The organism is Terrabacter sp. MAHUQ-38 (genome assembly GCF_014518425.1).
GTDB lineage: Bacteria > Actinomycetota > Actinomycetes > Actinomycetales > Dermatophilaceae > Terrabacter.
This window is the reverse complement of record NZ_JACVCU010000002.1, coordinates 654,334-675,723: the sequence shown is the minus strand read 5'-3', so window position 1 is coordinate 675,723 and position 21,390 is coordinate 654,334. Positions and strand designations below refer to the sequence as shown.

Sequence of the window (21,390 nt, the reverse complement as noted above, 5' to 3'; positions counted from 1 at the left end):
GTCCATGGGAGCCACCCTCGACGGCATCCGGCCTCTGCTCATCGCAGGCGCCGCGGCTGTGGACGGCATCCGGACGGCCCGACCGGGATGTGGACGAGGGTCAGATCGTGCGCGAGATGGCGCATCTGCTCCGCCTGAGCGACACGATCTGCGCGATCTCTCGCACGATCAGGCCCGGCGCTTTCGCTCCGGCTTCTCGACGCGGCCGCCGCCCGGCTGCCAGAGCACGTCGCCACCGATGGGCTTGTTGGCGATACGGGCGAGGATGAAGAGAAGGTCCGACAGGCGGTTGAGGTACTTCGCCGTCAGCACGTTGACGCCGCCGACGCCCTTGCTGCCCTCAGGGCCGGGTTCCGTGCCGTGCTGCTCGGCTGCGGCCCACGCGGACCGCTCCGCGCGGCGCACGACCGTCGTGGCGAGGTGCAGGTAGGCCGAGCCCGCGGTGCCGCCGGGCAGGATGAACGAGCGGAGCTTCTCGACCTGGTCGAGGTAGTGGTCGCAGTCGGCCTCGAGGTCGTCGATCCACGGCTGCTCGACCCGCAGCGGCGGGTAGTCGTAGCTCGCGCGCAGGGGGGTCGAGAGGTCCGCGCCCACGTCGAAGAGCTCGTTCTGGACGCGTTGGAGCGTGGCGCGCACCTCCTGGGGCAGGTCACCCGCCGCGACCGCGATGCCGATGGCGGCGTTGGCCTCGTTGGTGTCGGCGTACGCGTGCAGCCGGGGGTCGTTCTTGCTCACCCTCGAGAAGTCGCCGAGGCTCGTCGAGCCGTCGTCGCCGGTGCGCGTGTAGATCCGCGTCAGGTTGACCATGGGGCCACTCTCTCACCCGTCACGGGCCGTCGATGCCCGGGCACGGCCCCGATAGGGTGCGGTGGGTGAGAGAGCGATTCCGGGTCGTCGGCGGCGCCCACCTCGTGGGCGAGGTGCCCGTCGTCGGCGCGAAGAACAGCGCCCTCAAGCTCATGGCTGTCGCGCTGCTCGGTGTCGGCCGCACGACGCTCACGAACGTCCCGGCGATCGCCGACGTCACGATCATGGCGGAGCTGCTGCGGCGGCTCGGGGTCGACGTCCACTACGACGCCGAGGCGGGCACGGTCGTGCTCGACGTCCCGGAGCGCATCGGTCATCGCGCCGACTACGAGCTCGTCCGGGCACTGCGCGCCTCGATCTCCGTCCTCGGCCCTCTCGTCGCGCGGATGGGGGAGGCCGACGTCGCCGTCCCGGGCGGAGACGCGATCGGGTCGCGTGGCCTCGACCTGCACGCGGCAGGTCTCGAGGCGCTCGGCGCGCAGGTGCACGTGACGCACGGCTACCTCGTGGCCACCGCGCGCGACGGGCTGCACGGTGCCGACATCAGGCTCGACTTCCCGAGCGTCGGCGCCACCGAGAACATCCTCACGGCATCCGTCCTGGCCAGCGGCACGACGACGATCGACAACGTCGCCAAGGAGCCCGAGATCGTCGACATCGCCGAGATGCTCGGGTCCATGGGCGCCCGCATCGAGGGGGCGGGGACGTCGCGCATCACGGTCCACGGCGTCGACGCCCTGTCGCCGTGCGAACACGCGGTCGTGCCCGACCGGATCGCCGCCGGGACGTGGGCCTTCGCGGCCGCGACGACGCGAGGCGACATCGAGGTCGTCGGCGGCGTGGCCGCGCACCTGCGCGCGCCGCTTGGCGCCCTCGAGGAGGCGGGCTGCCACGTCGAGGTCACCGACCGCGGCTTCCGGGTCTCGGCCCTCGATCGACGACCGCGGGCGTTCGACGTGGCGACGCTGCCCTACCCAGGCTTCCCGACAGACCTGCAGCCGTTCGCCCTGACCTACAACGCCGTTGCCGACGGGTCGGCCATGGTCACGGAGAACCTCTTCGAGGCCCGTTTCCGCACCGTCCAGGAGCTCGCCCGGCTCGGGGCGGACGCCCAGATCGACGGTCACCACGTCATGACCCACGGCGTTCCCATCCTGTCGGGGGCCCCCGTCGAGAGCAGCGACATCCGCTCGGGGGCCGCCCTGGTCATCGCCGGGCTGGTCGCCGAGGGCGACACGCTCGTCAGCGGCGTCCACCACATCGACCGCGGCTACCCGCGTTTCGAACAGGCCCTGTGGACGCTCGGTGCGGACGTCACGCGTGAGCCTGACGACGCCCCTTTCGCCGACTGACCAGCGCCCCTCCCCGGGGACCCGCGGGGTCGTCCGCTTTGTCCGGGCTTGCCGGACGTGGCACGGAACTCAGCGACGTTCTTCGCTCCATGTTCGTATTTTCTTGACCACTTCTTGACTCCTAGGGGCAACGTTTTCGAGGGCTGGGGCGTCATCATGGTGACGGCACAGCGTTGAGAGGGGTCTACATGACGCTGAACACCCACCGCAGGGGTCCGGTCCAAGTGCTCGACGCGCCCGACGGCCACGATGTCATCATCGAGGGCCGTCTTGACGTCCACACGGTGCCCGACATCCGCGACGCGATCCACGCGGTCATCATCCAGGGTCCGGGCGAGCTGCGCCTGCACCTCGGCAGCGCCGAAATCGGTGACGCCACGGGCCTCGGCGTCATCGTCCACCTCCACCGACGAGCGACGCGGGCCGAGCGGCGGCTGCTCCTCGTCGACGCGAGCGACCGGACGACCCGCCTGCTCCGGGGCTGCCGCCTCGAACGCATCCTCGCCCCGCGCCACCCCGCCGTCACTGTGGCGCCTCTCACCGCCTGAGCGACTCCCGGCCGCCCGAACCCGCCGCTACCGTCGAGCCATGTCTTCGACGGAGAGCACGCCTGCCCCGGCCGCCCGGGTGACGCCCGACCGCCCATGGGTCATGCGGACGTATGCCGGCCACTCGAGCGCCGCCGCGAGCAACGAGCTCTACCGCCGCAACCTCGCCAAGGGCCAGACCGGCCTCTCCGTCGCCTTCGACCTGCCGACGCAGACCGGCTACGACCCCGACCACGTGCTGTCCCGGGGCGAGGTCGGCAAGGTGGGCGTGCCGATCAGCCACATCGGCGACATGGCCGCCCTCTTCGACGCGATCCCGCTGCGCGAGATGAACACGTCGATGACGATCAACGCGACGGCCATGTGGCTGCTCTCGCTCTACCAGGTCGCGGCCGAGCGCCAGGCCGAGGCCGCGGGCGAGGACCCGACCGCGTGGGTGCACGCGCTCGCCGGCACGACGCAGAACGACATCATCAAGGAGTACCTCTCGCGCGGGACCTACGTCTTCCCGCCCGGTCCGTCGCTGCGGCTCATCACCGACATGGTGGCCTACACCGTGCGTGACATCCCGAGGTGGAACCCGATCAACATCTGCAGCTACCACCTGCAGGAGGCCGGGGCGACTCCCGTCCAGGAGATCGCGTACGCCATGTCGACGGCCGTCGCGGTGCTCGACGCGGTGCGCGACTCGGGCCAGCTGCCGGCGGACGAGTTCGCGAGTGTCGTCGCCCGCATCTCCTTCTTCGTCAACGCCGGCGTGCGCTTCGTCGAGGAGATGTGCAAGATGCGCGCCTTCGTCCAGCTCTGGGACGAGCTGACCCGTGAGCGCTACGGCGTCACCGACGCGAAGGCTCGGCGCTTCCGCTACGGAGTCCAGGTCAACAGTCTCGGCCTGACCGAGGCCCAGCCGGAGAACAACGTCCAGCGCATCGTCCTCGAGATGCTCGCCGTGACGCTCTCGAAGGACGCCCGGGCCCGGGCGATCCAGCTCCCGGCGTGGAACGAGGCGCTGGGACTGCCGCGCCCGTGGGACCAGCAGTGGAGCCTGCGCATGCAGCAGGTCCTCGCCTACGAGTCCGACCTGCTCGAGTACGACGACCTCTTCACCGGCTCGGTCGTCGTCGAGGGCAAGGTCGCCGAGCTCGTCGAGGGGGCGAGGGCCGAGATGGCACGCATCGAGCAGATGGGTGGCGCCGTCGCGGCCGTCGAGTCCGGGTACATGAAGTCGGCCCTCGTCGCCTCCCACGCCGAGCGCCGCCGCCGCATCGAGGCGGGTGAGTCGGTCGTCGTGGGCCTCAACCGCTTCGAGACGACGGAGCCCAACCCGCTGACGTCAGACCTCGACACCGCAATCCAGACGGTCGACGCGGACGTCGAGCGGACGGCCGCCGACGCCGTACGCGCGTGGCGGGAGGCGCGTGACGCGGACCCGAAGCGGCGAGCCCGAGCGGTCGCCTCGCTGGAGCGCCTGCGAGCTGACGCGGCATCCGGGGCAAACCTCATGGCCGCCTCCCTCGAGTGCGCCCGGGCCGAGGTGACCACGGGGGAGTGGGCGGCCGCGCTGCGCGAGGAGTTCGGCGAGTACCGCGCTCCGACAGGCGTTTCGGGCTCCGTCGGCGTCGGGTCGAGCGAGCCGGGGGACGCCCTGTCGCTCGTGCGCCGGCTCGTGGCGCGCACCGGAGAGGAGCTCGGCGAGAAGCTGCGCGTCCTCGTCGGCAAGCCTGGTCTCGACGGCCACAGCAACGGTGCCGAGCAGGTGGCGGTGCGGGCCCGCGACGCGGGATTCGAGGTCGTCTACCAGGGCATCCGTCTGACGCCGGAGCAGATCGTGGCAGCGGCCGTCGCCGAGGACGTGCACCTCGTCGGACTCTCCATCCTGAGCGGCTCGCACATGGAGCTCGTGCCCGAGGTGCTGCGCGGGCTCGAGGAGGCCGGCGCGGGCGACGTCCCCGTCATCGTCGGCGGCATCATCCCCGAGTCCGACGCCGCGGCCCTGCGTGCGGCCGGTGTCGCGATGGTCTTCACCCCCAAGGACTTCGGTCTCAACGACATCATGGGCGAGATGGTGGGCGTCATCCGCTCGGCCCGCGGCCTCGCGCCCCTCGAGACCGCGCCCGCCTGACTGGCGTAGCGTCGAGGCATGAGCGACCTCCAGTGCGCCGCGCGGATCATCGTCGTCAACCCGCCGGGCCTGGCCGATGTCGCGTGGCTCGCCTCTGCGATCCACCTCGAGAAGATCCAGGCGGTGTATGCCGCCGCCGACGTCCCTGACAGCGGTCCGGTCGAGTCGCTGGCCGACGACCTCGGCGTGCCCTCACACCTCAGCCACGGTGACCTCCGGGACGGGTCGGCAGGCTTCGACGAGCTCGTCGACCGTCACCGTGGGGAGACGGTCGTCGTCGTGCGCGGCGGCTCGGCGCCGCAACCCCTCCTGCTCCTCGTCGACGCCGACGGCAGCACCGAGCAGCCGATCGACGGACTGGACTGACGGCCACGGGGTCGTCGGCTCCGAGCTCCGGGGGAGCGCTGGGCGGAAACCGATCCGGACGGTCAGAAGAGGCGCGACTCCGCGTCGTCGATGCCCTTCAGGGCGTCGTAGTCGAGCACGACGCAGCGGATGCCGCGGTCCTCGGCCAGCGTGCGGGCCTGCGGCTTGATCTGCTGAGCGGCGAAGACCCCGGTGACCGGCGCCAGGTGCGGGTCGCGGTTCATCAGCTCGAGGTAGCGGGTCAGCTGCTCGACTCCGTCGATCTCCCCCCGACGCTTGATCTCGACCGCGACGCTCGTGCCCGCAGAGTCCTTCGCGAGGATGTCGACCGGGCCGATGGCGGTCATGTACTCGCGCCGCACGAGCGACCAGCCGTGGCCGAGTGTGTGGATGTGCTCGGCGAGAAGCCTCTGCAGGTGGGACTCGACGCCGTCCTTGACGAGTCCCGGGTCGACACCCAGCTCGTGGGCGGAGTCGTGGAGGACCTCGTGGAGCAGGACCGTCAGGCGGTCCTCGCTCTTGGCGTGCTGGACGCGCCAGACGGCGACGACGCCGTCGGAGGCCTGCGCCTCGTCGGGCTCGACCTCGGCCATGGTGCACGGGGGCGACATCCAGTTGAGCGGCTTGTAGGAACCGCCATCGCTGTGCACGAGCACCGACCCGTCGGCCTTGACGACGAGCAACCGGGTCGCGAGCGGGAGGTGGGCGGTCAGCCGACCGTCATAGTCGACGCTGCACCGGGCAATGACGAGACGCACCGGACCACCCTAGATCAGGCCCGCTCCGGCTGCGTGGGCAGCGTCACGCCGCCGGCGGGTGTGGGCGGCATCCGGGCTCTGGGAGACTCCACCCATGGCTCGTGAGTTCACCAAGGTTGGCGTCATCGGACTCGGCACCATGGGTGCCGGCATCGTCGAGGTCTTCGCACGCAACGGCATCGACGTCGTCGCGGTCGAGGTCACCGACGAGGCGGTGGAGAAGGGCAAGGGCGTCCTGCAGCACTCGACCGACCGCGCCGTCTCGCGCGGCAAGCTGACGGAGGAGGAGCAGGCGACGCTGCACTCGCGCGTCCAGTTCACGAGCGACATGGCCGACCTCAAGGAGTGCCAGCTCGTCGTCGAGGCGGTGCCCGAGCACCTCGACCTCAAGAAGGAGATCTTCGCGCGGCTCGACACGATCGTCGCCGACGACGCGATCCTCGCGACGAACACCTCGAGCCTCCCGGTCACCGAGATCGCCGTGGCGACCCTCAACCCCAAGCGTGTCGTCGGCATGCACTTCTTCAACCCCGCGCCGGTGCTCCAGTTCGTCGAGGTCATCAAGACCGTCATCACGAGCGACGAGATCTTCGAGGACGTCAAGGCTCTCGCCGAGCGCATCGGCAAGAAGCCGGTCATCGTGGGCGACAAGGCCGGTTTCATCGCCAACGCGCTGCTCTTCGGCTACCTCAACCACGCGGTGTCGATGTACGAGAGCCGCTACGCGACGCGCGAGGACATCGACGCCGCGATGCGCCTCGGCTGTGGCTACCCGATGGGCCCCCTCGCGCTCATGGATCTCATCGGCCTCGACACCGCCTACGAGATCCTCGACACGATGTACAAGCAGGGGCGTGACCGCCTCCACGCGCCGAGCCCCATCATCAAGCAGATGGTCAGCGCCGGGCTCAAGGGCCGCAAGAGCGGCCGCGGCTTCTACACGTATGCCGCCCCGGGCAGCTCTGAGGTCGTCGACGACGCGCTGACGCCGAAAGCCACCGCCGAGGCCGCGGCGTCCGCCCGTCCGATCCGCACCGTCGGTGTCGTCGGGTCCGGCACGATGGCGACCGGCATGGTCGAGGTCTTCGCCAAGGCCGGTCTCGACGTCACGGTGGTGGCTCGCTCGCAGGCGAAGGTCGACGCCGTCATGGCCGCCATCGCCAAGAGCCTCGAGAAGGCCGTCCAGCGCGGCAAGGCCACAGAGGACGAGCGCGACGCCGCCCTCGCCCGTGTGCGTGGCACGACGCGTCTCGACGACCTCGCCCAGGTCGACCTCGTCGTCGAGGCCGTCGTCGAGGACCTCACCGTCAAACGCGCTCTCTTCGAGAACCTCGACGAGATCTGCCGCCCCGGCGCGATCCTCGCGACGACGACGAGCTCGCTGCCCGTCGTCGAGTGCGCGGCCGCGACGAAGCGTCCGCAGGACGTCATCGGCATGCACTTCTTCAACCCGGCCCAGGTCATGAAGCTCGTCGAGGTCGTCCACACGGTCTCGACCGGCGACGACGTCGTCGCGACGGTGCAGCAGCTCTGCGCGAGCATCGGCAAGCACCCCGTGACGTGTGGTGACCGTGCGGGATTCATCGTCAACGCGCTGCTCTTCCCGTACCTCAACGACGCCGTGAAGATGCTCGAGGCCAACTACTCGACGGCCGATGACATCGACACCGCGATGAAGACCGGCTGCGGTCTGCCGATGGGCCCCTTCGAGCTGCTCGACGTCGTCGGCCTCGACGTGTCGCTCGCGATCGAGCGCGAGCTCTACCTCGAGTTCCGCGAGCGTGGCTACGCGCCGGCGCCCCTCCTCGAGCACCTCGTCACCGCCGGCTACCTCGGGCGCAAGACGGGGCGTGGGTTCCGCACGTACGCCTGACGCCTACGCTGGACGCATGCCCTCGCGTCGACGTCCCAGCAAACACGCGCGGGGGCACGTCCCGCTCGACGTGACGCGCATCCAGGGCGGCACGACGCGCGAGGAGACGTATGCCGGCACGCGGTGGACCGTGCGCTCCGTGAGCGGCGCGTCCGCCACCCGGCCCTACCTCTGCCCGGGCTGTCAGCAGGACGTGCCTCCCGGCGTGCCACACGTCGTCGTGTGGCCGGCCGAGGGCGTGGGCGGTCTCGGCGACCGGCGCCACTGGCACACGGGGTGCTGGCAGCGGCGCGATGCGAGACCTCCGGGCAACGCCTACCGCTGACCGGTCCCAGCTGCCCGCTCGGGGTCAGGCGTCGAGGACGGGTGCGAGCTCGCGGGCGACGAGTCCCAGGGGGGTGGTGTCGCGCCGGGCCCGTGCGACCACGAGGGCCCCTTCGAGCGCGCACAACATGAGGGTCGACAGCCTCTCCGCGCGGCGACGGGGCCTGCCCATCTCGACGAGGGCCTCGGTGATGGGTCGGCGCCACGTCTCGAGCGCAGCATCGGCGGCGCGGCGCACGGTGTCGTTCGTGTCGGCGCAGTCGATGACGGACGCCGCGACGGGACAGCCGCGCGAGAAGTCCCGGGCGTCGAGGTCTGCTGCCCACTCGTCGACGATGGCCGCGAACAGCCGGCTCGGTGTCGGCCGGCGCATCCGGTCGACGTGGTGCATGACGCGTGCGGCGGCCCACGTGCCCGACCACTGGAGCGCCTCGCCGACGAGCTGGTCCTTGCCGCCCGGGAAGTAGTGCTGGAGCGACCCACGGGGGGCACCGGCGTCAGAGACGACCCGGCGCAGGCCCGTGCCGGTGACCCCGGCGCGTCGCAGCTGCTGGGCGGTCTCGTAGACCAGGCGCTCTCGGTGACCCCGTCGGCTGCTCGACATGTCGCCTCCAGTGCGGTCGGACTCGGCTGACTATGACGGGTGTCATGGTTCTACCGCTAGTATGACATCTGTCATAGTCCGGCGGGATGGAGGATGCCATGACCCGTGTCGGGTTCATCGGGCTCGGGATCATGGGACGACCCATGGCCGCCAACCTGCTGCGTGCGGGCCTCCCACTCACCGTGTGGAACCGGTCGCCCGAGGCGGCGCGGGAGCTCGGGGTGGCGGGCGCGCGAGTGGCGCAGTCGCCTGCCGCGGTGTTCGCCGCGAGTGACGTCGTCTTCCTCATGCTCGCGACCGCGGACGTCGTCGACGACGTGCTCCAACGGGGACGTCCCGCGTTCGCGGGCATGGTGTCGGGTCGTACGCTCGTGCCTCTCGGCACGACCTCACCCGGCTACTCGGTGGGTCTCGCGCACGAGGTCGAGGCGGCCGGCGGCAGCTACGTCGAGGCGCCGGTCTCCGGGTCACGTGTCCCCGCTGAACGCGGGGAGCTGGTCGGCCTCGTCGCCGGTGATCGCGAGGCGGTCGAGCGGGTCGTGCCGCTTCTCGCGCCGATGTGCCGCGAGGTGGTGCGCTGCGGCGAGGTCCCGGCGGGCATCGGCACCAAGCTCGCGGTCAACCTCTACCTGTGCGCGACGGTAGCCGCGCTCGCCGAGGCGTACCACCTCGCTGTGGCCCTGGGCCTCGACCTCGAGGCCTTCCAGCGCGCCCTCGACTCGGGCCCGATGGCGAGCGCCGTGTCGACGGTGAAGCTCACCAAGCTCGTCGCGCGGGACTTCGCGCCGCAGGCCGCGATCCGCGACGTCCACCTGAACACCCGCCTCATCGCGGAGGCGGCCCGTGCGGTCGGGGCCTCGGCACCCGTCATCGAGGCCAGTCGGCAGCTGTTCCGCGAGACCGAGGCGGCGGGCTCCGGGGCGCTCGACATGGCCGCGGTCGTGACCGCCCTCGAGCGACGCGACGGGGTCACCCCCGACCGACGTGCCGCGCCGCAGCAGGCGCACGAGGCCGCCGGCGGGCACGAGGCGAGCGCGCGCTAGTGGCGGCGCTGGCGGGGGACCAGCACCTCCTCGTAGAGCAGCAGCGCTCCGGCCGCGAAGGGGATCGCGAGGAGGGCACCGAGGATGCCGAGCAGGGTGCCGCCCGCGAGCGCGGCCACGACGGTCACCGCGCCCGGCACGGCAACGGTGCGCTGCATGATCCGCGGCATGACGGCATAGTTCTCGAGCTGCTGGTAGACGATGAAGTAGATGATGACGATGAGGGCCTTCTGGGGCTCGTCGAAGAAGGCCACGACAGCCACGACCGACGCACCGAGAGTCGCGCCGACCATGGGGACGAGTCCCAGGAACCCGACCGCGACAGCCAGCACGGCTGCGAACCTCAGGCCGATGAGGCTCATCATGATCCACGCGAAGAAGGCGTTGATCGCGGCCACCGCGACCTGGCCGATCGCGTACGAGCCGACCCGACGCATGACCTCCTCGGAGAGCGAGACGGTGCGGGGGCGGCGGCTCGCCGGGACGAGGGCGTAGGCGGCCTGCTTGACGGCCGGCAGTGATGCGAGGAAGTAGAGCGTCAGCACGAGGACGGTCAGCACGCTGAAGACGCCGGAGGCGATGACCTTGCCGGCGTCGAGGACCCCGCCAAAGACGCCGGCCCAGAGGTTGCCGTCGGCGACGCGCCTGCCCACCTCCTCCTGGATGCGCTGGACGAGCTGGTAGCGGTGGTCGACGTCCTGCACCCAGGGGTTGGCGAGCAGGTCGTCGAACATGCGCGGGGCGTTCGTCGCCAGCTCGGTGCCCTGCTGCGCGACGGGTGGGATGACGACCCAGCCCACGAGCGTGAAGACGGCGAGCACCCCGAGGAAGACGCCCGTGACGGCCCACCCCCGACGCAGGTTCCTCGTCGTCAGCGCCTCGACGAGGGGATTGAGGGCCAGCGTGAGGAAGAAGGAGATGACGAGCAGCGTGATGACGGTGCCGAGCCGCCCGACGGCCTGGACGACGGCGTATGCCGTGAGCACGCCGACCGCCCCGACGAAGCCGACGTAGAACGGTGACTGGCGGTTGAACGGCGTGCCGCTCGGACCGAAGTCGCGGCGGGCGCCCTTGGCGCGCTTGGGGCCCTCAGCCCCCGTTCCGGAGGCCGCGGGGTCGTCGTCGGCCGGCGTGCTCCCGCGGCCTCCTCCGGGGTCGAACCCGGGCAGCGTGCTCGCGATGAGGTCGTGCTCGAGCTGTTCGTCGGGCGGCTCCGACGACGTGCCGTACGCCGCCCGCGAGGACTGGTCGTCGAAGCCGAGGTCGCGCGCCCGGAACTCGTCCATGCGGGCGCGCTGGACGCGGCGGTAGCGGGTCCACCGACCCCAGATGCTCACCCTCGGGAGCCTACGTCAGGCCGCTGCCGCGGACGGGTGCACTGCGGTGCGTGTCAGTGCCCGACGAACGCCGTGTCGCGGGTCAACCGCCCCACGATTGCCGTGCGGCGGATCCCGCCACACGGCATACGTGGGCTACTGGTCGGCGAAGCGGTTGATCGCGGCCTCGAAGCCGGCTCGCTTGTCGGGGTTGGTGACGCCGAGGCCCGCCTCGGGGGCGAGGGTGAGCACGCCGACCTTGCCCTGATGGGCGTTCTGGTGGACGTCGAGGGCGGCCTGGCCGACCTCGTCGAGCGCGTACGTCTTGCTCAGGGTGGGGTGGATGAGGCCGCGGTTGATGAGCTCGTTGGCCTCCCACGCCTCGCGGTAGTTGGCGAAGTGCGAGCTGACGATGCGCTTGAGGTTCATCCAGAGGTAGCGGTTGTCGTACTCGTGCATGTAGCCCGAGGTCGAGGCGCACGTGACGATCGTGCCGCCCTTGCGCGCGACGTAGACGCTGGCCCCGAAGGTCTCGCGGCCCGGGTGCTCGAAGACGATGTCGACGTCGTAGCCGCCGGTCAGCTCGCGGATCTTCTTGCCGAGCCGCTGCCACTCCTTGGGGTTCTGCTCCGTGCCGTCCTCGTTCCAGAAGCGGTAGTCCTCGGCATTGCGGTCGATGATCAGCTCGGCGCCCATGGCGCGGCAGATGGCGGCCTTCTCGGGGGAGGAGACGACGCAGATCGGCGTCGCGCCACCGGCGAGCGCCATCTGCGTGGCGTACGAGCCGAGGCCGCCCGAGGCGCCCCAGACGAGGACCCGGTCGCCGAGCTTCATCGCGGCGCCGTTCTTGGAGATCAGCTGCCGGTAGGCGGTCGAGTTGACCAGACCGGGGGAGGCGGCCTCCTCCCACGTCAGGTGGCCGGGCTTGGGCATGAGCTGGTTGGCCTTGACGATCGCGAGCTCGGCCAGGCCGCCGAAGTTCGTCTCGAAGCCCCAGATGCGCTGCTGCGGGTCGAGCATCGTGTCGTCGTGACCCTCGGCGTCCTCGAGCTCGACGGAGAGACAGTGCGCCACGACCTCGGTGCCCGGCTTCCACTTCGTGACGCCCGGGCCGGTGCGCAGGATGACGCCCGCGAGGTCCGAGCCGACGACGTGGTACGGCAGGTCGTGGCGCTTGGCGAACTCCGACATGCGACCGTAGCGCTCGAGGAAGCCGAACGTCGGGACCGGCTCGAAGATGGAGGTCCACACGGTGTTGTAGTTGATCGCGCTGGCCATGACCGCGACCAGCGCCTCGCCGGGGGCGAGCTCGGGCACCGGTACCTCGTCGATGTGCAGGGACTTGCGGGGGTCCTTGTCGCGCGTGGCGATTCCTTCGAACATGCCGACCTCGTCCTTGTGGACGGTCGCCCCGCGGTAGGTCTCGGGGATCTCGATGTTCGCGTAGGTCTCCTGGGCGCGGTCGCCGGAGAGGATGGCGTCGCGGATGGCCTGCATTGGAAGGTCCTTACGTCGCAGCGTCATTGGTGGTTCCAGGCATTGCGGTATCTACCCGAACGTAGCGAGACGCGACCCGTGGGTAGCCGCCTCTGAGACGGCCACCACAGGTGACCTGGGTCACGAGAGGCCAGGGCGCTGCGGATCCACCGATTCCCGCCCGGCGCGGTCGTCCCTCGGTCACACTGGCGCCGTGGCCCAGGGGGACGTGTTCGAGGCGGTGTCGCGTCGCTCGGTCGTGCTCGGGGCCGCGAGCCTGTGCGTCCTCGTGGCCTGGCCCCGGGTCGACGAGGCCCTGCACCCCGGCGGCCCCGGTCGGGAGACCGACAGCCCGGCCCTGCGTCACGACGTCGACCCGCAGGGCGTGACGCGCGTGCGCACGTCGCGCCGATGGGTCGCGCTGACCTTCGACGACGGCCCCGACCCCCGCTTCACGCCGGACGTGCTCGACGTGCTCCGCACGTACGGGTGCCGAGCGACGTTCTTCGCCGTGGGCAGCAACGTGGAGGCGCACCCTGACCTTGCCCGCCGCATCGTCGCCGAGGGGCACCGGCTCTCCAACCACACCCACGACCACGTGTGGCTGGACCGGGTCGACACCGACACCGTTGCGGACCAGCTGATCCGGGGTCGTGACGCCGTGGCCGCGTTCGACCCCACCGGCGGGCGGCTCGTGCGGCCCCCGCGGGGCTGGACGTCGCGCTCCGTGGCCCGCAGCACGAGCGAGCTCGGCATGCGCTCCGTCTACTGGAGCACCTGCCTCGAGTCCGCCCTGCACGACGGCCCCGCTGTGGCGGGCGGTGCCGTCGGCGCCGTCCTCGGGCCGGGCGACGTGCTGCTGGCCCACGATGGCGGACGCGTGGTCGGGCCGAACCCGCAGGACCTCGACCGGTCACGCACCGTCGAGGCGCTGCCGGTGCTGCTCGAGCGCCTGCGTCGCCGTGGGCTCGTCGGTGTGCCGGTCCAGGACCTCGTGGCGTCGGGCACGCCGCACTGAGCTGCCGGTCAGTGCCCGTCGGCCGCGGGCTCGACGAGCTCGACGAGGACGCCGCCGGCGTCCTTAGGGTGGATGAAGTTGACGCGGCTGTTGCTCGTGCCCCTCTTCGGGGTGTCGTAGAGCAGCCGCAGGCCGCGCTCGCGCAGCGTCGCGCACACGGCGTCGATGTCGGTGACGCGGTAGGCGAGCTGCTGCATGCCGGGGCCGCTGCGGTCGAGGAACTTCGCGATCGTCGAGTCCGGCGAGAGGGGCGCGAGGAGCTGGATGCAGGACCCGGAGTCTCCGACGCCCATCATCGCCTCGCGCACGCCCTGCTCCTCGTTCGTCTCCTCGTGGAGCATCGCCATGCCGTACGTCTCGCTGTAGAACGCGATGGCCGCGTCGAGGTCGGGCACCGCGATGCCGACGTGGTCGATGTGGGTGAAGAGGGGGTCGGAACTCGCGCTCATGGGTTCCAACGTAGAGCGACCACACGGCATACGGACGCCGTATGCCGTGTGCGCTTGGTCATGCCGGCCAGGGCCCTTCGGGGCCCGCGGCTACAGTGAGAATGACATCCCCAATGACGTCGGAAGAGGCTTCACCCATGACTGCTGACCGTCCCACCTCCGTGATCGTCGCCGGTGCCCGGACCCCCATGGGTCGGCTGCTCGGCTCGCTCAAGGACTTCTCCGGATCGGACCTCGGTGGCCTGGCCATCAAGGGCGCTCTCGAGAAGGCGGGCGTGGCCCCCGAGCAGGTCGAGTACGTCATCATGGGCCAGGTCCTCCAGGCCGGCGCCGGGCAGATCCCGGCCCGTCAGGCCGCCCACGCCGCCGGTGTGCCGATGACCGTCCCGGCCCTGACGATCAACAAGGTCTGCCTCTCCGGCATCAACGCCATCGCCATGGCCGACCAGCTCATCCGAGCGGGCGAGTTCGACGTGATCGTGGCCGGAGGGCAGGAATCGATGACGAACGCCCCGCACCTCATGACGAAGTCGCGCGAGGGCTACAAGTACGGCGACGTGACCGTGCGCGACCACATGGCCTTCGACGGGCTGTGGGACGCCTTCACCGACCAGGCCATGGGGCTGCTCACGGAGCAGGCCAACACGGGCGACCAGGCCTTCACGCGCGAGGAGCAGGACGAGTTCTCGGCGCGCAGCCACCAGCTCGCCGCGAAGGCCTGGAAGGACGGCCTCTTCGACGACGAGGTCGTCGGCGTCTCGATCCCGCAGCGCAAGGGCGACCCCATCGAGTTCAAGTCCGACGAGGGCATCCGCGCCGACACGACGGCCGCCTCGCTCGCAGGCCTGCGCCCGGCCTTCAGCAAGGACGGCACGATCACCGCCGGCTCGGCCTCGCAGATCTCCGACGGCGCCGCCGCCGTCGTCGTCATGAGCAAGGCGAAGGCCGAGGAGCTCGGTCTGTCGTGGATCGCCGAGATCGGCGCCCACGGCGTCGTCGCCGGCCCCGACTCGACCCTGCAGCAGCAGCCGGCCCGCGCCATCGCCCGCGCCTGCGAGAAGGAGGGCATCACGCCCGCCGACCTCGACCTCGTCGAGATCAACGAGGCCTTCGCCGCGGTCGGCCTGGCCTCGGCCAAGGAGCTCGGCATCGAGGTCGAGAAGATCAACGTCAACGGTGGCGCCATCGCCCTCGGCCACCCGATCGGCATGTCCGGCGCCCGCATCGCCCTGCACCTGGCACTCGAGCTGAAGCGCCGCGGGGGCGGCATCGGCGCGGCTGCCCTCTGCGGTGGTGGCGGTCAGGGCGACGCCCTCATCGTCCGCGTGCCCGCCTCTGCCTGATCACAGCGAGCACCGCAGCACGTGGCGCGCCGATCCGTCGACGTCCCCGCCCTGGTCGAGTCGGCCAGGGCGGGTGCGCCGCGTGCCGTCGCACGCCTGATCTCGCTCGTCGAGGACGGCCACGAGACGCTGCGTGAGGTCATGGCCGCGCTGGCTCCCCATGCGGGCTCGGCCTGGGTCATCGGCCTGACCGGCTCACCCGGCGTGGGCAAGTCGACGACGACGACCGCCCTCGTCGGCGCGTTCCGACAGCGCGGCCTGCGCGTGGGCGTGCTCGCGGTGGACCCGTCGTCGCCCTTCTCCGGTGGGGCGCTGCTCGGTGACCGCATCCGGATGCAGGACCACGCCCTCGACCCCGAGGTGTACATCCGCTCGATGGCCTCGCGCGGGCACCTCGGAGGCCTGTCCTGGACCACGCCCCAGGCGATCCGCGTGCTCGACGCCGCCGGCTGCGACGTCGTCCTCGTCGAGACGGTCGGCGTCGGTCAGTCCGAGGTGGAGATCGCCGGGCTCGCCGACACCTCGGTCGTCCTGCTCGCGCCGGGGATGGGCGACGGCATCCAGGCGGCGAAGGCCGGCATCCTCGAGATCGGCGACGTCTTCGTCGTCAACAAGGCCGACCGTGACGGGGCCGACGCCACGGTGCGCGACCTGAGGCACATGATCTCGCTCGGCGACCGCACCGAGCCCGGTCTCTGGCGCCCACCGGTCGTGAAAACCGTTGCCGCGCAGAAGATCGGCGTCGACGAGGTCATGGAGGCACTGGACAAGCACCGGGCCAACGCCTCCGACAACGGCGAGCTCGCCCGGCGCCGCGAGCGACGTGCTGCCGACGAGATCGAGGCGATCGCCCTCGCTACCCTGCGCTCGCGGTTCGGCACGCTGGGTGGGCGCGAGGGGCTCAGTGCGCTGGCCCGTGAGGTGACCGACGGCACCCTCGACCCGTATGCCGCCGCTGATCGTCTCCTGGAGCAGCTCGGCACCTGAACCCCCGTGCGAGCGATCCACAGGCCCGCCGCACACATGATGACCGGCCGCGCGCGAGGTGGCCTGCGGGGATTCGCGCGCCGACCCAGGTTTCACGTTTCGCGAGGGCCGCGGGGTGGGAGCGGACGGCATCCGTAAATCGTTGGCGCGGGGGGCGCGCCGGTGTCACCGTCGACGGATGGAGATCATCCCGCTCGACCGCGACGACGACGTCGTGCTCAAGGGCGTCTTCGCCGCTGCCTGCCGGTCGGAGGCGGTCTCGCGCGTCCAGCCGGTCCGGCGTGGCCTCGACGAGTTCATCAAACGGGTTCGCTTCGACTTTCCCGGGGAGCGCGCCGAAGGCGCGGTCGCCCTCGTGGACGGCACGCCCGTCGGCTGGTCGCAGCTCTTCTTCCCCGAGCGCGACAACCTCGACAAGAGCTGGTTCCACCTCGAGGTCGACCCGCAGCACCGCCGCCAGGGGGTGGGCTCCGCGCTGCTCGAGTGGGCGGAGGAGCGTGCCCGTGCCGGGGGCAGGGCGATGCTGCTCGGCGAGGTGTTCGTGCCCATCGGCGACCGCGAGACGCATGCCGACCGCGAGTTCGCGCTCAAGCGCGGCTACACCGTCGCGAGCATCGAGATCGTCCGCTCGCTCCCGCTGCCCGTCGACGCCGGCCTGCTGGCCGCGCAGCGTCAGCGGGCGGCGGAGGCGATGGGCGACGAGTACGAGGTCACGGTGCACGTCGACGGCGTGCCCGAGCGGCTGCGCCAGGGCGTCTGCGACGCGTCGAACCGCCTCATCCTCGACGCGCCCACCGGCGACGTCGACTTCGAGCCGGAGTCGATGACGGTCGAGGACTACCAGACGATGCTCGACCATCACCGCGAGACGGGCCGCACGATGATCACGGCGGTGGCGCAGCACAGCGGCACCGGCGTCGTCGCGGCCTACACCGACCTCGCCTACCCGTCGGGCGACCCGGACATCGTCTTCCAGTGGGGCACGCTCGTGCTGCCTGAGCACCGGGGACACCGGCTCGGGATGGCGGTCAAGGTCGCCAACCTCCAGGAGCTGGCCCGGGTCGCGCCCGAGCGCCGCTCCGTGCAGACGATGAACGACGAGCAGAACCCCTGGATGGTCCAGATCAACAAGGACCTCGGCTTCGAGATCATCGAAGAGGCGCTGTCGATGAAGAAGGCGTTCTGACCGGCACCAACGGCGCCGGGCCGTGCGTCGACGGCGGTCGGCGGCGGCATACGGTGAGGTCATGCTGATCGCCTTCTCCGTCGCCCCGACCGTCGCCGCCGACGACACCGGATCGGTGTCCGACGCCGTCGCCCGCGCCATCCGCATCGTGCGCGACTCGGGTCTGCCGCACCGCACCGACGCGATGTTCACGACGATCGAAGGGGAGTGGGACGAGTGCATGGCTGTCGTCAAGCAGTGCTGCGACGTGCTGGCGCAGAGCTCGCCGCGTGTCGGGCTCGTGCTCAAGGCGGACATCCGGCCCGGGTTCACGGGCGAGCTGGACGCCAAGCTCGAACGGCTCGAGGATGCGCTCGGACGTCAGCGAGATGAGTGAGTCGGACTGGCGGCTGAGGCCGCTCACGCTCGAGGACTGCGACGAGCTCGGCCGCGTGCACATGGCGGTGTGGCGCGACGCCTACGCAGGAGTCATGCCTGCCGAGTACCTCGCGGGGCTCAGCGACGAGCACTGTGCCGCGAACTGGCGCGAGCGCGCCGCGCACCACGAGAGCGGCCCCGAGCGCACCATCGTCGTCATCGACCCCGAGGGTCGGGTCGCGGGCTTCGCGAGCGCCGGGCCCAGCCGTGACGCGGACGCCCCCACCGAGTGGGAGCTGTATGCCGTCAACCTCATGCCGGAGGCGCGTGGCACGGGCGTGGCCGACCGGCTCGTCGACGAGCTCGTAGGCGACCGCGACGCGACGCTGTGGGTCGTCGAGGACAACGCGAGGGCGAGGTCCTTCTATCTGCGCCGTGGGTTCACCGACGAGGGCGGGCGGAGCACGCACGAGCCGACGGGCGTGTCCGAGATGCGGATGGTGCGGCGAGCCGCGCGGCACACCGCCGACTGACGCCTTCGGTGCCGTCGCCGGCGCCCGGGAGAGCCGCACAGCGACGACGACAAACCGGCGCAAGCCGGACGTGCTCGCAGACGTGACCGACCTGACACGCGGGGCCGCCGCTGCACGCTTCGCGCCGGGAGTATCCCAAATGTCCCGGGGAGCCCATCACGCGGATTGGGGATGCGGCGTGGTCCCTGCGTATCGTGGTGGCGGTCGAGCCCTTCGACACGTCCCCCCCGGCATCACCGAAAGGCTTCTCCATGCCCCGCCCCGCGACCCGACGGCGTGCCCTCGCCGCCGCGCTCGCCTGTGCTGCGATGCTCTCTGCCTGCACCGGCAACTCCGACGACGGCACCGACGGCACCGGCGTCTCGGCCACCCCGGCGGTCGCACCCGATGTCGCTGCGACGACCGCCGCCTCGGCGGTGGCAGCGGCCGCGACGTCCTCGCTCGACGGGGCGGCGACCGGCAGGGCAGCCCGTGAGAAGGCCTTCACCGGCGCGGCTCTCGAGTCCGCCAACGCCTACGCCAAGACGCTGTCCGGGCGCACGGCCGCGGAGAAGGCCGACGCGCAGCTCGCGTCGACCGGGGTCAAGGTGCTCGCGATCTCGCGCGGCGGTGACAGCCCCCAGCAGATCCTCGCCCAGACCACGTTGAAGAAGACGGGCGCCGCGGTGCTCGTCCTTCTCGTCCAGGAGGGCGGCACCTTCAAGGCCGCCGCCGTGACCCCCATGCTGCCGGACGCCAAGCTCGACGCCCTCGACGCGACGACCGACGGCTCCGCCGCGATCGCCGACGCGAAGGGTCTTGTCGCCAAGCCCGAGGACGTGGTCGCCGCGTTCGCCGCCTCGGTGAAGTACCCCAAGCCGACCGCGACGAAGGTTCTCGCCGCCGACCCGCTCTCGGAGCAGCTGCGCCAGTCGGCCCTCGCGCAGTCGCAGGCGCTGAACAACCAGGGTGCGTTCACCCAGGAGCACGAGCCGAAGGGTGTCATCGGCGGGCTGCGGCTCAAGGACGGCAGCGGGGCCATCGTCTTCGCCCACCTCGTGCGCAGCGACGCCATCGCGATGCGCACCCCGCTCAAGCTGACGCCGGCCAAGGACCTCACCCTCCTGACCGGCATCAAGCAGATCACGACCGAGGCCAACCTGACCTCCAACGAGATCGTCGCGTTCGTCATCCCTGCGTCCGGGCAGGCGCGCATCGTCGCCGCCTCGGACCAGCTCGTCGCCGGCTCGGGCCGGTGAGGCAGGATTGATCTATGAGTCACCAGCCATTCACCGCAGCAGCACTGCGCGGTGCCGTAGACCTGTCGTCGCTCAAGCGTCCGGCCCCGCCGGCTGGCCCCGCCTCCGGCGCGGCCTCCACCTCCACGGACGGTGCTGGCCTCGTCGTCGAGGGCACTGACGGCTCGATCCGCGACATCCTCGCCGCCTCGGCGAACCACCCTGTCGTCATGGTGCTGTGGTCGCCGCGGCTGCAGGAGTCCGCAGACTTCGTCACGACCTTCGGCACGGTGGCACGTCGCTATGCCGGCCGCTTCCAGCTCGTGACGGTCGACGTCGACGCCAACCCGACCATCCTGCAGGCGTTCCAGGTGCAGGCGGTGCCCGTCAGCTTCGCGTTCGTACAGGGCCAGCCGGTGCCGCTCTTCGAGGGCGTGCAGCCCGAGGCGCAGATCACGGGCGTCATCGACCAGGTGCTGACCCTGGCGGCCCAGCACGGCGTCACCGGCACCGTCGCCGTCGACGGCGAGGCCCCGGTCGAGGATGAGGCCGAGCAGGAGCAGCCGCTGCCGCCGCTGCACCAGAAGGCTTTCGACGCGATCGAGGCCGGTGACCTCGACGGTGCGGCAGACGCGTACCGCGAGGCGCTCGCGCAGAACCCGGTCGACGCCGACGCGAAGCTGGGCCTCGCCCAGGTGGGGCTCATGCAGCGGACCCAGGGCGCCGACCTCCAGGCGGCCCGTGCCGCCGCAGCGGACGACCCGGCCGACGTCGAGGCGCAGATCCTCGTCGCCGACCTCGACCTGCTCGGCGGGCACGTCGAGGACGCCTTCGTGCGACTCGTCGACACGGTCCGAGTCACGGCCGACGCCGATCGCAACAAGGCCCGCGAGCACCTGGTGGAGCTGTTCGACGTGGTCGGTACGGGTGACGAGCGGGTCGCGAAGGCTCGCAAGTCGCTCATGAGCGCCCTGTTCTGAGCCCGCTGGGCCGGCTCCTGCACGAGCTCGAGCGGCTTGGGCCGTGGCGCGACTGACCAAATCCGGCAGACCGGCATGGTCCGGGGCGAAGCTCGAAAAGCGTTGCGATGCAACGCGATCCGAGTGAATCGGTCATTCCGCTTCTTTCGGATACGCACGGTGAGGTAGTGTGCGCCGCGCCACCATGGGTGGTGGTGTGCGCCCGCACACCACCACCGAGAAGCAGGGGGACGCATGTCCATACGCACCACGACCCGCTGGGGGGCGGGCTTCGCTCTCGCGGGCGCTCTCGTCGTCGGCAGCGGTGCCGGCGCCTTCGCCCACGACTGCATCATCTCCAGCCGGTCGGCGCAGGGAAACACGTCGGCGGGGTCCAACTCACAGGCCTGGTTCACGCTGGACGTCGAGGAGGCCCTCGCCGGCGACGTCGAGTCCGGGCTCATCACTGCGGACCAGGCCGACTGCATCCTCGACGCGTACTCCGCCACGGGGTCGCCGTTGTCCTTCACCGTCCACGCCAAGGGCGCCAACGGCAACGACGGCGTCCTGTCGGCCAACAACCCCAACGACGAGCTGATGCTGAACCACCACGGCGTCGAGAGCCTCTTCGGGATCTACGGCGAGGACATCATCGGCAGCTTCATCAGCTGTGGGGCGGAGTTCGGGGGAGAGTGACTCTCGGCGCCGCGGCGCCACCCGGTCGGTCCTCCGGGACCCCCGCAGGCACCAGC

The 21,390-nt window shown here is 71.1% G+C and carries 22 protein-coding genes; 16 read left to right on the top strand and 6 right to left on the bottom strand.

Going from position 1 to position 21,390, the window contains the following annotated elements; all coding sequences use genetic code 11:
• Positions 1-168: 168 nt before the first annotated feature.
• Entirely contained in the window at positions 169-807 is a 639-nt protein-coding gene (locus tag H9I49_RS10080; protein ID WP_188030203.1) for a cob(I)yrinic acid a,c-diamide adenosyltransferase, read from the bottom strand.
• Between the two features lie 65 nt (positions 808-872).
• Here H9I49_RS10080 and murA point away from each other — a divergent pair, with 65 nt between their 5' ends.
• From murA to H9I49_RS10060, 4 genes are all read left to right on the top strand, one after another.
• Entirely contained in the window at positions 873-2,159 is a 1,287-nt protein-coding gene (gene murA, locus H9I49_RS10075) for a UDP-N-acetylglucosamine 1-carboxyvinyltransferase (RefSeq protein ID WP_370587515.1), read from the top strand.
• A 188-nt stretch (positions 2,160-2,347) separates the two neighbouring features.
• Positions 2,348-2,707: an STAS domain-containing protein gene (locus H9I49_RS10070; protein ID WP_188030201.1), complete on the top strand. Its 360-nt coding sequence runs from the start codon at positions 2,348-2,350 to the stop codon at positions 2,705-2,707.
• A 103-nt stretch (positions 2,708-2,810) separates the two neighbouring features.
• Positions 2,811-4,829, top strand: a complete 2,019-nt coding sequence (locus tag H9I49_RS10065) for a protein meaA (RefSeq protein ID WP_255523881.1) — start codon at positions 2,811-2,813, stop codon at positions 4,827-4,829.
• A gap of 18 nt (positions 4,830-4,847) precedes the next feature.
• Positions 4,848-5,195 (top strand): hypothetical protein, encoded by a 348-nt coding sequence (locus tag H9I49_RS10060; protein WP_188030199.1) that lies wholly within the window; start codon positions 4,848-4,850, stop codon positions 5,193-5,195.
• 62 nt (positions 5,196-5,257) lie between these two features.
• Here the strand turns inward: H9I49_RS10060 and nucS are convergent, their stop codons facing one another.
• Positions 5,258-5,953 (bottom strand): endonuclease NucS, encoded by a 696-nt coding sequence (gene nucS, locus H9I49_RS10055; RefSeq protein ID WP_188030198.1) that lies wholly within the window; start codon positions 5,951-5,953, stop codon positions 5,258-5,260.
• A gap of 94 nt (positions 5,954-6,047) precedes the next feature.
• Between nucS and H9I49_RS10050 the strand changes: the two genes are divergently transcribed.
• Both H9I49_RS10050 and H9I49_RS10045 read left to right on the top strand, forming a co-directional pair.
• Entirely contained in the window at positions 6,048-7,826 is a 1,779-nt protein-coding gene (locus H9I49_RS10050; protein ID WP_188030197.1) for a 3-hydroxyacyl-CoA dehydrogenase family protein, read from the top strand.
• 16 nt (positions 7,827-7,842) lie between these two features.
• Positions 7,843-8,151, top strand: coding sequence for a hypothetical protein (locus H9I49_RS10045; protein WP_188030196.1), 309 nt, complete (start codon positions 7,843-7,845; stop codon positions 8,149-8,151).
• A 24-nt stretch (positions 8,152-8,175) separates the two neighbouring features.
• Here the strand turns inward: H9I49_RS10045 and H9I49_RS10040 are convergent, their stop codons facing one another.
• Complete coding sequence (locus tag H9I49_RS10040; RefSeq protein WP_188030195.1) at positions 8,176-8,754, bottom strand: TetR/AcrR family transcriptional regulator; 579 nt, start codon at positions 8,752-8,754, stop codon at positions 8,176-8,178.
• Positions 8,755-8,852: 98 nt separating this feature from the next.
• Here H9I49_RS10040 and H9I49_RS10035 point away from each other — a divergent pair, with 98 nt between their 5' ends.
• The gene (locus H9I49_RS10035; RefSeq protein ID WP_188030194.1) at positions 8,853-9,797 is read left to right on the top strand and encodes an NAD(P)-dependent oxidoreductase; all 945 of its coding nucleotides are present in this window, start codon (positions 8,853-8,855) and stop codon (positions 9,795-9,797) included.
• On the opposite strand, the gene H9I49_RS10030 is transcribed toward H9I49_RS10035, so the two are convergent.
• Together H9I49_RS10030 and ccrA are read right to left on the bottom strand one after the other, a co-directional pair.
• A complete protein-coding gene (locus H9I49_RS10030; protein ID WP_370587514.1) occupies positions 9,794-11,134 on the bottom strand; it encodes an AI-2E family transporter in 1,341 nt (446 codons plus the stop codon). The two genes, H9I49_RS10035 and H9I49_RS10030, sit on opposite strands and share 4 nt — an antisense overlap.
• 135 nt (positions 11,135-11,269) lie before the next feature.
• Positions 11,270-12,610 (bottom strand): crotonyl-CoA carboxylase/reductase, encoded by a 1,341-nt coding sequence (gene ccrA / locus H9I49_RS10025; protein WP_188030193.1) that lies wholly within the window; start codon positions 12,608-12,610, stop codon positions 11,270-11,272.
• Positions 12,611-12,803: 193 nt separating this feature from the next.
• On the opposite strand from ccrA, the gene H9I49_RS10020 reads away from it, so the two are divergent.
• Entirely contained in the window at positions 12,804-13,607 is an 804-nt protein-coding gene (locus H9I49_RS10020; protein ID WP_188030192.1) for a polysaccharide deacetylase family protein, read from the top strand.
• Positions 13,608-13,615: 8 nt separating this feature from the next.
• Here H9I49_RS10020 and mce read toward each other — a convergent pair whose 3' ends face one another.
• Positions 13,616-14,056, bottom strand: coding sequence for a methylmalonyl-CoA epimerase (mce, locus tag H9I49_RS10015; RefSeq protein WP_188030191.1), 441 nt, complete (start codon positions 14,054-14,056; stop codon positions 13,616-13,618).
• A gap of 137 nt (positions 14,057-14,193) precedes the next feature.
• Between mce and H9I49_RS10010 the strand changes: the two genes are divergently transcribed.
• The 8 genes from H9I49_RS10010 (at position 14,194) to H9I49_RS09975 (ending at position 21,334) form a co-directional block, all read left to right on the top strand.
• Positions 14,194-15,399, top strand: coding sequence for an acetyl-CoA C-acetyltransferase (locus H9I49_RS10010; protein WP_188030190.1), 1,206 nt, complete (start codon positions 14,194-14,196; stop codon positions 15,397-15,399).
• Between the two features lie 21 nt (positions 15,400-15,420).
• Complete coding sequence (gene meaB / locus H9I49_RS10005) at positions 15,421-16,386, top strand: methylmalonyl Co-A mutase-associated GTPase MeaB (protein WP_188030189.1); 966 nt, start codon at positions 15,421-15,423, stop codon at positions 16,384-16,386.
• A 178-nt stretch (positions 16,387-16,564) separates the two neighbouring features.
• Positions 16,565-17,572, top strand: a complete 1,008-nt coding sequence (locus H9I49_RS10000; RefSeq protein ID WP_188030188.1) for a GNAT family N-acetyltransferase — start codon at positions 16,565-16,567, stop codon at positions 17,570-17,572.
• A 61-nt stretch (positions 17,573-17,633) separates the two neighbouring features.
• Positions 17,634-17,948 (top strand): thiamine-binding protein, encoded by a 315-nt coding sequence (locus tag H9I49_RS09995; protein ID WP_188030187.1) that lies wholly within the window; start codon positions 17,634-17,636, stop codon positions 17,946-17,948.
• A complete protein-coding gene (locus tag H9I49_RS09990; protein WP_188030186.1) occupies positions 17,941-18,462 on the top strand; it encodes a GNAT family N-acetyltransferase in 522 nt (173 codons plus the stop codon). The genes H9I49_RS09995 and H9I49_RS09990 overlap by 8 nt, the downstream gene beginning before the upstream one ends.
• Before the next feature lie 251 nt (positions 18,463-18,713).
• On the top strand, positions 18,714-19,700 hold the full coding sequence (locus tag H9I49_RS09985) for a hypothetical protein (protein ID WP_255523807.1): 987 nt from the start codon (positions 18,714-18,716) through the stop codon (positions 19,698-19,700).
• A gap of 14 nt (positions 19,701-19,714) precedes the next feature.
• Positions 19,715-20,659: a tetratricopeptide repeat protein gene (locus H9I49_RS09980; protein WP_188030185.1), complete on the top strand. Its 945-nt coding sequence runs from the start codon at positions 19,715-19,717 to the stop codon at positions 20,657-20,659.
• Positions 20,660-20,893: 234 nt separating this feature from the next.
• On the top strand, positions 20,894-21,334 hold the full coding sequence (locus H9I49_RS09975) for a hypothetical protein (protein WP_188030184.1): 441 nt from the start codon (positions 20,894-20,896) through the stop codon (positions 21,332-21,334).
• The last annotated feature ends 56 nt before the right edge of the window (positions 21,335-21,390 follow it).